18 protein-coding genes are annotated in these 10,885 nt (G+C 72.7%); all 18 read right to left on the bottom strand.

What is annotated here, in order from left to right; all coding sequences use genetic code 11:
- Window positions 1-33: 33 nt before the first annotated feature.
- The 18 genes from ACIPSC_RS35425 to ACIPSC_RS35340 all read right to left on the bottom strand — a co-directional run bounded on the left by ACIPSC_RS35425 (window position 34) and on the right by ACIPSC_RS35340 (window position 10,843).
- Window positions 34-345: a hypothetical protein gene (locus tag ACIPSC_RS35425; RefSeq protein ID WP_400833030.1), complete on the bottom strand. Its 312-nt coding sequence runs from the start codon at window positions 343-345 to the stop codon at window positions 34-36.
- Window positions 342-1,328 (bottom strand): hypothetical protein, encoded by a 987-nt coding sequence (locus tag ACIPSC_RS35420; RefSeq protein ID WP_400833027.1) that lies wholly within the window; start codon window positions 1,326-1,328, stop codon window positions 342-344. The genes ACIPSC_RS35425 and ACIPSC_RS35420 overlap by 4 nt, the downstream gene beginning before the upstream one ends.
- Window positions 1,328-1,807, bottom strand: a complete 480-nt coding sequence (locus ACIPSC_RS35415) for a hypothetical protein (RefSeq protein WP_400833024.1) — start codon at window positions 1,805-1,807, stop codon at window positions 1,328-1,330. The genes ACIPSC_RS35420 and ACIPSC_RS35415 overlap by 1 nt, the downstream gene beginning before the upstream one ends.
- A complete protein-coding gene (locus ACIPSC_RS35410; protein ID WP_400833020.1) occupies window positions 1,804-2,172 on the bottom strand; it encodes a hypothetical protein in 369 nt (122 codons plus the stop codon). The genes ACIPSC_RS35415 and ACIPSC_RS35410 overlap by 4 nt, the downstream gene beginning before the upstream one ends.
- On the bottom strand, window positions 2,172-2,663 hold the full coding sequence (locus tag ACIPSC_RS35405) for a hypothetical protein (RefSeq protein ID WP_400833017.1): 492 nt from the start codon (window positions 2,661-2,663) through the stop codon (window positions 2,172-2,174). Before ACIPSC_RS35405 ends, ACIPSC_RS35410 begins: the two co-directional genes overlap by 1 nt.
- Window positions 2,660-2,923 carry a hypothetical protein gene (locus ACIPSC_RS35400; protein ID WP_400833015.1) on the bottom strand — a complete coding sequence of 88 codons (264 nt, stop codon included), beginning with the start codon at window positions 2,921-2,923 and terminating at the stop codon, window positions 2,660-2,662. The genes ACIPSC_RS35405 and ACIPSC_RS35400 overlap by 4 nt, the downstream gene beginning before the upstream one ends.
- A complete protein-coding gene (locus ACIPSC_RS35395) occupies window positions 2,920-3,459 on the bottom strand; it encodes a hypothetical protein (RefSeq protein WP_400833012.1) in 540 nt (179 codons plus the stop codon). Before ACIPSC_RS35395 ends, ACIPSC_RS35400 begins: the two co-directional genes overlap by 4 nt.
- A complete protein-coding gene (locus tag ACIPSC_RS35390; RefSeq protein ID WP_400833009.1) occupies window positions 3,456-3,764 on the bottom strand; it encodes a hypothetical protein in 309 nt (102 codons plus the stop codon). The genes ACIPSC_RS35395 and ACIPSC_RS35390 overlap by 4 nt, the downstream gene beginning before the upstream one ends.
- A gap of 119 nt (window positions 3,765-3,883) precedes the next feature.
- Window positions 3,884-4,216 carry a hypothetical protein gene (locus ACIPSC_RS35385; protein ID WP_400833006.1) on the bottom strand — a complete coding sequence of 111 codons (333 nt, stop codon included), beginning with the start codon at window positions 4,214-4,216 and terminating at the stop codon, window positions 3,884-3,886.
- 121 nt (window positions 4,217-4,337) lie between these two features.
- Window positions 4,338-4,925, bottom strand: coding sequence for a hypothetical protein (locus tag ACIPSC_RS35380; protein ID WP_400833003.1), 588 nt, complete (start codon window positions 4,923-4,925; stop codon window positions 4,338-4,340).
- 256 nt (window positions 4,926-5,181) lie between these two features.
- Window positions 5,182-5,517, bottom strand: a complete 336-nt coding sequence (locus tag ACIPSC_RS35375; RefSeq protein WP_400833000.1) for a hypothetical protein — start codon at window positions 5,515-5,517, stop codon at window positions 5,182-5,184.
- Between the two features lie 86 nt (window positions 5,518-5,603).
- Window positions 5,604-6,170 carry a hypothetical protein gene (locus ACIPSC_RS35370; RefSeq protein ID WP_400832996.1) on the bottom strand — a complete coding sequence of 189 codons (567 nt, stop codon included), beginning with the start codon at window positions 6,168-6,170 and terminating at the stop codon, window positions 5,604-5,606.
- A gap of 205 nt (window positions 6,171-6,375) precedes the next feature.
- A complete protein-coding gene (locus tag ACIPSC_RS35365; protein ID WP_400832993.1) occupies window positions 6,376-6,855 on the bottom strand; it encodes a hypothetical protein in 480 nt (159 codons plus the stop codon).
- A 547-nt stretch (window positions 6,856-7,402) separates the two neighbouring features.
- On the bottom strand, window positions 7,403-8,707 hold the full coding sequence (locus ACIPSC_RS35360; RefSeq protein WP_400832989.1) for a ParB/RepB/Spo0J family partition protein: 1,305 nt from the start codon (window positions 8,705-8,707) through the stop codon (window positions 7,403-7,405).
- Between the two features lie 34 nt (window positions 8,708-8,741).
- A complete protein-coding gene (locus ACIPSC_RS35355; RefSeq protein WP_400832985.1) occupies window positions 8,742-9,377 on the bottom strand; it encodes a ParA family protein in 636 nt (211 codons plus the stop codon).
- A 502-nt stretch (window positions 9,378-9,879) separates the two neighbouring features.
- Window positions 9,880-10,113 carry a hypothetical protein gene (locus ACIPSC_RS35350; RefSeq protein ID WP_400832981.1) on the bottom strand — a complete coding sequence of 78 codons (234 nt, stop codon included), beginning with the start codon at window positions 10,111-10,113 and terminating at the stop codon, window positions 9,880-9,882.
- Complete coding sequence (locus ACIPSC_RS35345; RefSeq protein ID WP_400832978.1) at window positions 10,110-10,385, bottom strand: hypothetical protein; 276 nt, start codon at window positions 10,383-10,385, stop codon at window positions 10,110-10,112. The genes ACIPSC_RS35350 and ACIPSC_RS35345 overlap by 4 nt, the downstream gene beginning before the upstream one ends.
- Window positions 10,382-10,843, bottom strand: coding sequence for a hypothetical protein (locus tag ACIPSC_RS35340; RefSeq protein WP_400832975.1), 462 nt, complete (start codon window positions 10,841-10,843; stop codon window positions 10,382-10,384). Before ACIPSC_RS35340 ends, ACIPSC_RS35345 begins: the two co-directional genes overlap by 4 nt.
- Window positions 10,844-10,885: the final 42 nt, after the last annotated feature.

The following is a 10,885-nucleotide window of genomic DNA, read 5'->3' as shown; positions in this document are numbered from 1 at the left end:
CCCCACCAGGGTGATGATCGTCTCGCCAGCCATTCAGGCCGCCTTCCTCTTCCTCGTCGGGTACACGGCCGCTTCGAGGGCGGCGCGGTGTCGTGCGGCCTCGGCCGCGGTGATCTCGGGCCGGAGCGGCTTCCAGTCCGGCACCCGGCCGGTGGGCAGTTCCTCGAGGAGCAGCCGCTCCAGCACCCCGAGCACGGGCTCCGGGGCTACCAGGGGCCCGGCCGGCTCGTGGGTGTCGCCGTCCGGCCGGGGCCACCGGGCCGTCCGGACCCCGCTTTCGAGGACCGCACGGTTGTGCGCGGCCTGGGGGTCGATGACGGCCGGGCGGGGGCTGTGCGGGCTCATGCCGCCACCCCGAACCCGCCGACGCATACGGTCGCCGTCGTCTTCGCGATCGCGTGGGCGTCGGAGATCTGGCGGTCGTTCAGGCCGACGGCCCTGCCGACGGCGAGCCAGCCGCGCCGGTCCTCCTTGAAGGCCAGCAGCGCGGGCCCGCAGGCGGCGGCCAGGGCGCGCACCGCGTCCGGCCCGGGCATCGACCCGGTGTCCACGGCTTGCGGGGCGCAGGCGGGGCACAGGGCCGGGCCGTCGACCAGGTGCATGAGCCAGCCGCTCGCGGTGCCGCAGTGCCCGGTCCAGTCCGGGTAGCCGGCCGGGTCGTCGATGGTCTCGGGGTCCCAGCAGCCGGGCGGCGCCCACATTCGCTTGCGCGCGTAGGTGGCGACGGCTGCGGCGCGGTCGGACGGCACACCCTGGTCGATCGGGTTGACGTTCCACCAGCGTTCGAAGAGGGCTTCGACCCGGCGGACGGTGGCCACACAGGTGGTCGACCGGTTCCCTGCGCGGAGTTCCTTGAGGGTCTGCGGGGCGCAGCCGGTTTCGCCGGCGAGGGCTGGCACGGTGAACCCGCGGGCCGATAGGGCCCGAAGGCGCCGGGTGGTGCCGATCGCCGGAGCGCGCGACAGGGAGCGGTCCCGCGGGTCCTGGTCGGCGCAGCGAGGCACGGGGACGCCGAGCAGTGCTTCCTCGGTGGGCCGGTCGACTCGTACCAGCGAGCCGCGGCGGATCCCGTTGACGGTGCCGGTGCTGAGCCCGGCCCGGGCCGCGATGTCTCTGGCCCGCACGCCCGCCATGATCAGGTCGTTGGTGTGGGCACGTGCCCGCTGGGCCGGGACACTTCGGCCGATCCCGAGCTCCCGGTCCCTGCTCTGGCGCGCGCGGGCGCGGCGCATGGCCCGAACGCACTCCTCTTGGGTGCAGCCGTACTCGCCGCAGCTGGCCATGCCGTGCCGGACCCGCGAGTTGGCCGGGCGTCCTGCCTTGGGCATCACGCCACCGCCTTGCGTGCGGCGCGCGTCTCGCGGCGGCGGGCGTTGTCGCAGGCGGTGCATTCGACCCGGCCGTTGGTGCGGGGCCGGCCGTAGTCGGCGTGGGGGTGGCCGGCCGAGCAGGTGCCGGTCATGTCGATGCCGAGGAGTGCGGCGTGCATGATGCGCTCGCGGCGGCGGTCGCCGGCGTCGGTGAGGCACGCGCCGTTGACGCAGCCGCGGACGCCGCAGGCCGAGAGGACGGTTCCGGCGGGCTCGGTGCCGCGGTGCAGGAGCCAGGAGATCCGCAGGACGGAGAACTTGGCGTAGTCGTGGCCGATGACGGGGGTGCCGCTGGTGTCGGTCGCGCCGGTCCAGATCCGGTGGCCGTCGCGGCGGTGGAGGTGGTCGCGGAACAGCCATTCGACGTCGGTGGGGATGTCGGCGCGGGTGCGCAGGGGGCGGTAGCGGCGGGTGTTCGGCCGGGTCGCGGTGGTCATGCCGCCACCGCCCGGTGTGCGGCCTCGCGGGCGAGGAGGGCGGGCATGGCCTGGTCGAGGGCGGCGAGCATGACGTCGAGGGCGTCGTGGTTGTGGCGGCCGACCTCGTCGAGGAGGTGGTCGGGGGCGATGCACCGCTCGATGCGGCAGGACGTGGTGACGTCGCCGAACAGGCCCCGGCCCCAGTGTTCCTGGAGGACCAGGCGGCGCACGGCGTAGCGGGTGCGGCCGGCCTTGATGTAGGGGCAGGTGCGGTCCATGGGGCCGGTCCAGATGAGGTGGCCGTCGTCGGTGGCGGTGGTGCGGTTGGCGAGGAGGTCCCGGAGGGTGGCGGGCAGCGGGCTGCCGGGCTCGGGCCGGTCCATCACGTTCTCCCTTCTACGGGGGTGAGCTGGTGGGTGGGGTCGAGGAGTGCGAGGTGGCTGTCGGGGACGGCGGTGAGGTCGGTGACGACCAGGACCAGCTGGTAGCCCTTGACGGGGCTGCCGAGGCGGGGGTCGGGTCCGAGGAGGCGGGTGGAGTTGTCGTCGTCGAGGACGCCGGCGTCGACGAGGCCGTCGACGGCGGCCTTGGCGGACGGGGCCCAGTTCCCGGGGTCCCGGCGCCGGCTCACGCTGTTGGGGTGGACGACGTAGAGGATGTGGGCGCGTTCCAGGCGGGGGAGGCGGGCGCTGCGGGCGGCGGCCCAGGCGGCCGTGCGGATCTCCTTGACGAGTCGGGCCTTCGCCTGGTGGTGCTGGCGCTGGTTGGCGTTGAGGAGGTCCAGGCCCGCGGGCAGGGCAACGACGTGGCGGCGGGCCGGCTGGGTGGTGGTCCCGCCTGTGGGCGGGACCACCAGGGTCGAGGGCCGGGTCACGCGGCCGTCCTCTGTTCGTCCTGCGCCATGAGCGGGCCGGCGGGCTGCTGCAGGGGGTCGGTCGGGCCGGACCTCTCACGCATCGCGGGCTCTTCCCGCTTCGGCGGTTGGGGGCGGTTGGCCTGCCCGGGGGAGTGCGGGAAGCACAGCCATCCGCCCGGGTAGAGCCGGGCCGCCTGACCGCAGTGGCGGTCTTCCGCGCGAAGCCACTGGCCGCAGACGTACGGGGCCGGCTGCGTCTTCAGCTCGGGCCGGCTCATGAGGCGTTCCTCCGGGCGTCCTTGTCCCAGAGCGGGACCACGGGCTGGGGCAGGTCGGCCGGGGAGGGGGCGGCCTGCGTGAGCCGGGCGAACACCTGGGCCCGCACCGCGGCGGGCGACGGCTCCAACCTCCCCGCCCCACCCCGGGCGGGGGCCGTGGCCGGGTCGGCGGCCGTGTCGCGGGCGGCGAGCCGCGCCTCGAGGGCGGCGACCTTCGCGCGCAGCTCCCGGTTGTCGGCGAGGGCCTGCTCCAGGTCCACCGCCCAGCCGGACACGACGGGGGCGTCGCGTTCGGCGTCGGCCTCCAGCCGTGCGAGGCGCGCGGCGGTGAGGTCAAGGTGCTCGGTGGTGTGGGCGAGGTCGGCCTGCAGGGCGGCGATGATGTGGACGCCGGCCCGGTACCAGTCCTGATAGCGCCGCCCGCTCTCCCGCTCGACAGCGAGCGCGGCCTCGGCGCGGGCCAGGCGCACCCGCTGGAGCTCGGATCTGACGAGCAGGGCGAGGTAGCCGCGGGGGCGGCCGTGCCGGCGGTTCACAGATGCTCCTCGATGGCGTGCAGGAGGCGGTCGATGGCGTCCACGTCGGCCCAGGTGGCGAGCGCGCCGGCGGCGTACTCGTCGGCCCAGCGGCCGGCGTCGTCGTCGTGGTGGGCGAGGGCGCAGTCGCGCATGTCGGCGATGCGGGCGGCGATCAGCCAGCGCGGCTCGTCGAAGGCGTCGAAGCGGCCCTCGGTGTGCGCGGCGTGGCGCTGGTGGGTCAGGACCAGGGCCTGCATCGGGGTGGCGGTGGCGCCCGGGGTGCGGTCGGTGGGTCGCTTCGGCTGGGAGGGGAGGGTGCTCATGGCGTGCTCCTGTGTCGGCGTCAGGGGCCTGCGAGGGCAGGGAAGGAGAAGGCGGTGGCGGGGGTGGCCGCGGCGGGGGTGGCCCGCCGCGGCCGTGGCACGGGGCCGGGGGCCCTGGGTCAGGCGGCGCGGTTGCCGGCCTGGCGGGCCTGGAGCTCCGCGGTGTACGCGGCGAGGACCTCGGGGTCGGCGGCCGGGGCGTACTGGGTGGCGAGGTCGGCGAAGGCCTGCTCCGTCGCCTGACCCCAGATCTCGCTGCACAGGTGCTCGAAGACGGCGGTCGTACGACGGGTGGACTCCGCGGCTTCCCTCAGCAGGCGGGCCAGATCCCGTGATGCGGTGGCGTCGGCCTCCGCGGTGCCGGCCTGATCGGTGGCGGTGCCGTCGGCCGTCGCGGTGGTCGCGCTGTCGGCGGTGGTGGCCGGGGTGGAGGTGTTGGTGCTGGTGGACATGACGGTCTCCTCCGTCATCTCGGTCCGGGCGGACTGTCCGGGCCTCCAGGCCGGCCGCGCGCACCACCACCGCGTCGAGGTGGACGGGTGCGGGGCGCGCCGCCAGCCAGGCGGCCCGGCGCTACGCCGCCAGGACCGTGCCGGGCCGGGCGAGACGTCCGATCCGACCGACCACCTCGCCCTCCGGCACGCGCCCGGCCCACTCGGCGATCCGCTCCAACGGCGCCTCGTCCGGCAGGTCGGAGTCGGCGTTCGCCGCCACGAACTCCACCAGGAGCAGCGTGGCGGGGTCGGTGAGGAGCATCTCGGCGGCGGTCTCGGCGGCGCCCGGCATGCGGGTGGTGAACACGGCCGGGAGGTGGCCGTGGGTGGCGATCCACGCGGCGGCGGCCGGGTCGACGGGGCCGAGCTCGCTGTCGGCGCCGAACGCGTGGTCGCCGGTCCAGACGCCGCGGGCGGCGAGGACCTCGGCGACGAGGCGCAGGTCGCCCTCGACGGTGCCGGCCACGGCCGCCATCTCGGCCACTCGCGCGGCGGCGTCGGGGTGGAGCAGGGTCGCCCGGTTGCCCGGGGCCGGGGTGTGGACCACCGCGGCGCGGCCGTACATGAGGCACAGCACGGACACCATCCGCGCCACCGTCGGCACGGGGGTGGCGAGTTCGGCGGCGATCGCGTGGACCGCGACCGGGGCGGGGGCGGTAGAGGGCATGGCGGGGCTCCGATCACGTTGGCGTGGTGTGGTGTGGTGCGGCCGGGCGCGCAGGGCAGGCGGTCACTGCTGCGCCCGGCCGGGTCGGAGGGTGGGGGCCTGGTCCCGGAGGGGAGGGCTTCCCTGGTGGTGTCACCACCGTACGCCGATTCCTATTGCAGTGCAATAGAGATTGAGGGGTTGGGTGGCAGCGGACAGCACGAAGCCCCCGCCCGGACACCCGAACGAGGGCTACACCCACACCACGAACAGCACGTCAGCCGGCCGAAGACCCCCCGCGCGTACCGCCCTCTTCCCGCAGCCAGCCGCGGTGCAGATCCCGGTGGAACATCCACACGTCCGACATCGCCACCATCTCGGCCCGCCGCCCCTGCACCCGCCACGTCCGCCGGCGCCCGCTCGCCTTGAACCGGCGCCGCAGATCCCGCTCCGACATCGGATGCGGCCCGTCCGCCAGCTCCGCGGCCGCTTCCGCCCACGTCACCAGATCCGGCGGCAGCGCCGACGACAGATACACCCGCGTCCAGCACGGGCCCACCGGCCCGGCCTCGGCCCCGCCCGACGGCGACGGCCCTGAAGCGGCAGTGGTCACGACGTCAATTCCCCTCACTCGGGCCGGCCCGCAGTGCACCCCGCACCCGGGAACGCGCCGCACCCCGGCGGCGCCGCACTGCCCCGTCAGGACGCCCGGGCGGTACCCTCACGCAGCCCGTGGCGGGCCACCTCCAGCAGACTGAACGTCCGCGGCCCCCGCGCCGAACCGCACCACGCGTTGCGGCACGCCGCCATCCACTCGCCGGCGCCGCGCGCCGACGGCACCGCCAGCAGGCTCTCGCACAGGCACTGCGGGCACGACACCGCCGTCACCGCCCGGCGCCCCCGGTCCATGGCCCACATGTCGCTCAGCGCCGCCCGCATCCAGTCCGCCAGGTCGATCGCCGCCAGCTCCTGCGCGGCGTCGCCGTCGGACGCCGCGATCGCCCCGGCCTGCTCGAACAGCGCGGTGCGGTCCCGCGCCCCCGGCTGCATCTCACCCCCGTGCCGGCGCACGTACGCCGCCACGTTCGCCTCGTGGTCCTGAGCCACCGCCAGCAGGTCCAGGCGCGACGGCGCCGACGCACTCACCCGTGTCGCCCGCCGGTCGCCCAGCTCCACGCCGGCCCGGGCCTCACCCGCCGCACCCGCCCGACCATCCGTCAGGGCGGCTATCAGCCGGAGGGCACTGCTCGACGCGGCGCTGCTCATGAGGGTCCCCAATTCCCGAGCCCCCGTCACACGGCGGGTTGACAGCCGCAATGAGGAGGCTCGGTGGTGTCGGCGTGGGTGCCTCATGATGGCACGACGGCCCGACAGATCAAGGTGTAATCGCACGATGCGTAGCATTGCGCACCACTTGTAACCAACCCGTGATCTTGACCCGTAACGGACAACCAGCAACCGCCCCCGGGCCTCACATGCGCTCGCGCAACTCCGGAGCAAACCGGTCCGCCGCCTCACGCAACCCGTGCACCAGATCCAGCATCATCTGCGCCCCGGTCTCATCGATCCCGTCCTCGGGATTCGGCTCGATCCCCCGCACCGCATCACCGTGACGCACCGCCATCCCCCCATACAGCAGCCGCTCCAGCAACAGAGCGATCCCGCGCGCCGCAGCCGCAGCCGACGGATCCCGCAAGCTGGTCCCCTGCTCCCCGACCGCCCGCTCCCACGCAGCCGCGATCATCGCCGCCTGCGCCGAATCGTCACCGCCACCCTGCTCCTCGAACAGCTCGATCAACGCGGCAGCCTCCAACGGACGCTCCGCCGCCTCATCCACGCAATCCGCCACCACGGCCGGCTCACTACGGCGACGTGACGCCAGGTCGATAACGGCAGCCGGAACCGGGCCCGTGACGGGCTCGTCTTGGTCGTGGTGCGCACTGGCGGGCATAGCGGTCTCCGCTCGTCCGGCGGGAGGGGGGCGACCGGACCGCCGCCGCCGGAGGCGCCAGCCCGTGGGTGATCAGCGTGCCAAATCGACGTCGCCGCTACCACTGATCCGACCCTAGTGCCCGGGGTCGCGGCCCGTTGTGTCCGGTGCGCGCTGCTCGCTGACTGAAATGACAATGTCCCCCACGGTCAGGAGCTGGCTTCGCCGACAGTCCGAACGGTGGAGGACATCTGATTCCGTACGGTGCTGACCGTGGCCCGACCGTGCGGCGATTGTAGACACCACCTCCGGCAGACCGGTAGGGAGGTCGCCGAATCCGCACCGGACCGCCACTCATTGGCATATGCCTGCCAGCCCTGGCCGACAGGCCCCGCCGGCGCCGAGCACCCGTCCGCGGTCCCGACCCAGTTGTCCATGGACAACTGGACCCCACCCCGAGCGCCGAGGCACCGCCCGCGGCCGGCCCCCCACCGCAGGCACCAGACGCAGCAGGCCCGGACTGCACGAGGTGTGCAGCCCGGGCCTCATTCACCAGCGGGCAGAATTGTCAGCCCTCCGCGGCGTTGTACGTCTCCTCAAAGCGCTGGATCTTCTCCAGAACCGTCTCCGCGACGAACCGCGCCTCGCTCGGCTCCAGGGCTCGGCACAGCCAGGCCGCTACCCCGGGAAGGTCCTGCCAATCCGGGAGACCGAGACCCCCCGAGGACTTGGGCCGCGGGTGGGCAGCCACACTCCCGCCACTGACGCTGTCACCTAGGGACTCCCGCGGCGACGGCACCGCGTTGTCATCCCGCGCTGCCGGGACGGCCGGCGACGCTGGCTCCCCGTTCTTTGCGGTAGCCGGAGTGTTTTCCATGGAAAACGGTCGCGGCTCGTTCGACGTATCCCCGTGGGCGGAGCCGCTGTGGTTCGCCCCATCCGTCTCGGGGGCGTCTGTGTTTTCCATGGAAAACACCTGCGGCCCCCCGGACGCTCCAGTGATCACGACGGGAGCGATCGTGCTCTGCTCCGACCGGGGCTGCGGCGCGGCCGCCTCAGGCGCTCCAGCGTCGGGGCCAGCGTCCTGCTGCCTCGCGGCGGCCTCGAGGGCCTCCCTCTTGGCGGCCTTCTTCGCTGCCCGCTCTTCCCGCCGCCGCTGGGCCGCTTCCAGCTCCGAGTCCAGGATCCGATGCAGGACGGCAAGCTGCTCGTCCTCAGTCATCTGCTCGATGCCGTCGGTGGCGCCGATCTCACGCGCGTGCCGGATCGCGATGCCGTCGCCACCGCTGGCCTTGGACCGCACCATCTGCTGAAGCGTCGGGTGGAGCTTCAGCAGGTTCTTCCGATGCGAGATCACGGTCGGGGACCAGCCCTCAACGGCGGCCGCCTCCCGCGCCGACGCGTACTGGGCCACGATGCTCACCAGGGCCCGGGCCTCTTCGATCGGATCGAAGTCCTTGCGGCTGGTGTTCTCGTCGTAGGCGGCGCGCAGCAGGGCTGCCTTGGACTCGGCGTGGGAGTCGTCGACAACGACGATCAGCTGGGGCTGGCCGTACTTCATGGCGCCAGCCAGTCGCCGGTTGCCGCTGATGATGACGACCGAGTTCGGCTCGGGGCCGAGTTGGAACTCGTCGTCCGGCCACAGCTTCAGGTAGGCGTCCCGTGTGACGGCCAGGCAGCTCTGGAGCTGCTTGACTGCGATGCTCTCGAGGTCGCTGACGTCGACGCTGTCGAGGTCGCTGAGGTCACCGAGGTCGCGGGGGTTGCGGGGGTTGAACCGGCACTGCTCGGTGGGAATCCACCGGGCCGGGCCGGAGGACCGCCGGTTGTTGGGGTCGATCCCGGGCTCGTCGACGACGGGGTCGCTGGCCATGCTTTCGAAGGTGACCTTCTTGCCTCCGGCCACGTCAGCCCCCGTACCCGCGCTCGAGGGCGAGCTTCATGAAGTCCTCGCGTCCGCGGTAGGCGGTGGCGCTGGGCCGGTACTGGGTGACGACCTGGCCCTCGGCAACGGCCCTGGCGTGAAGCTTGTACCTACGCAGCACGGTCTTCGCGCGAGGCCAGCCCTTGGCGTCGATGTAGGCCTTCGTGTCGTCCAGGTCGACGGTGCCGTCACGCGGGTCCCAGTTGTTGATCACGATGGCGAAGTCTTTGCCCATCGGTTCGAGGAGCTTCTGGACAGTCCTTGCCGTCGGATCGAAGCACAACGGCTCGGTGATCATCGGGACGATGACGTCGTCGGCGATCTTCAGGGCCTCGATCAGGATCTGTTCGTCGGCCAGGGTGCCGGGGGTGTCGATGAAGATGTGCCGGTAGTTCTCGCTGTCGCCAAGAACGTCGTGAGCGCAGGCCGCGAGGTTGATGCCGATGGTGGTCTTGCCGACACCGCCCTTCTGGTTCGCGATGACGTGGATCCGGGCACCGGTGGCCTTCAGCTTGTGGAGCTGGTCGGCCTGATCATGGGCGGCCATGAAGTCGAAGGGCAGCTTGTCGCCGACGCGTTCGGCCCACAGGACGGCCGATCCTTGAGGGTCTGTGGACACGACAAGGACAGATGACATGTGTGGTTCTCTTCTCCGTTGATTTCCCAGGCCTGATGCCTGGTACTGCGGATGCCCATCCCGGGGGGAGTCTCCCCGGCACAGGGACGGAGGTCAGCATGTCAGATACCGGATGGAGCGCTTTCATAGACCCGCCGCCGGTGTCGAGCGCATCCGTTTTCCATGGAAAACACCGCGCCGACGAGACAGCCGACAACCGTCGAGTGCCCGGCCGCCAACCGCATCGACTCAGACCGGCTGCAGCTGGCTACGTGTTTTCCATGGAAAACACGAGGCATGGTTCGCGCGGACCGCGCTCGTCGGGGTTGGCCAGTGCGGGCGTCATCCGTAGACGGCAGAACCGGTGGGGCGTGTCTTCCATACGAAGACACGCGGTCCGTCAGCGGTCTCGACGCGGAGGCCAGGATCTGCGGCTCAGTTGTCCACGGACGACTGAGCCGCCGTCCCGACCCTCACGAAGTGGTGCACCATGCCTCGGTGCTCGTCAGCTGCTGAGGGCGATGGTGGCGTAGCGGCTGCGGGCCTCGGCAAGAACCTTCTGGGCTTGGTCCAGCAGCCGGCGGCGGGCTTCGTCGGTGGCGATGTCTTCGGCGAAGGTCGTTGCAAGGTCGCTGTAACCGGTGAGGAGCCCCTGCGCGAAGTCGAGGAGCTGACCAACGCGCGGGTCCGCGGCCGGAACCGCGCCCGTGGGCTGCTGGTTCGGGGTGGCGGTGGTCATGCTGCCTGCTCGAGGTCGTCGTCCTGGGGGACAGGGGTGGGTTCGCCTTCGGGGTCGTACGCGGTCACGGGAAGCTCCGGGTGGTTGAGGTGCTGGCGGATGTGGCGGTCGAGGATGGCTCGCTCGACGGTGGCCTGGTAGTCGTCGTGGGCGGCCCGGCTGAACGGGCGGGGGTGGCGGAGGATGTAGTGGGCGACGGCGCCGAGGCAGGCGTCGGCGAGGGGGTGGTAGTCGGCGTGGAGCAGGCACGCGCGGGTCCCGGGTCTGGTCATTCGGCCTCCAGGTTGTCGAGGAGTTCGGCCACGGCCCTCAGGGTCGCGGAGTCGATGTGCGGGTCCGGCTGTGGGAGGACTGGCCAGGCGATCTGTTCGCTGAGCCGGTCCATGGCCGCGGCCTCGATGCGGAGCGCGGCGGCCGCCGGCCGGTAGTCGGCGGGCGCCGGGGTGCTGTCGGCGGCCGGGTTGTCGGGGTCGGTGGTGGCCAGGTGGAGCTGGCCGTGCGGTCCGATCCGGGCGGCGTGGGCGAGCTGGTCCTGGCGCCACTCAAGCTCGATGCCGCCGTCCGGGGTGGGGTAGGCGCGCAGGCTGTCGCCGGTGGCGGTGGTGGCCAGGGGTTCGGCGAGGAGCTGGGCGAGGCCGATGGCGGCGGCGGTCGGCCGCCGGCCGGTGCCGTCGAGCCAGCCTTCGTCGAGATCGGCGAGCGTGTGGAGGCGTTCGGTCAGGGGCTGCACGGTGGTCTCCGATCCGGCCGGCTTTACGACCGTAAAGACGTG

The sequence above is a fragment of the Kitasatospora sp. NPDC090091 genome, assembly GCF_044747365.1.
Taxonomy (GTDB): domain Bacteria; phylum Actinomycetota; class Actinomycetes; order Streptomycetales; family Streptomycetaceae; genus Kitasatospora.
This window is presented reverse-complemented; position numbering and strand designations above follow the sequence as displayed.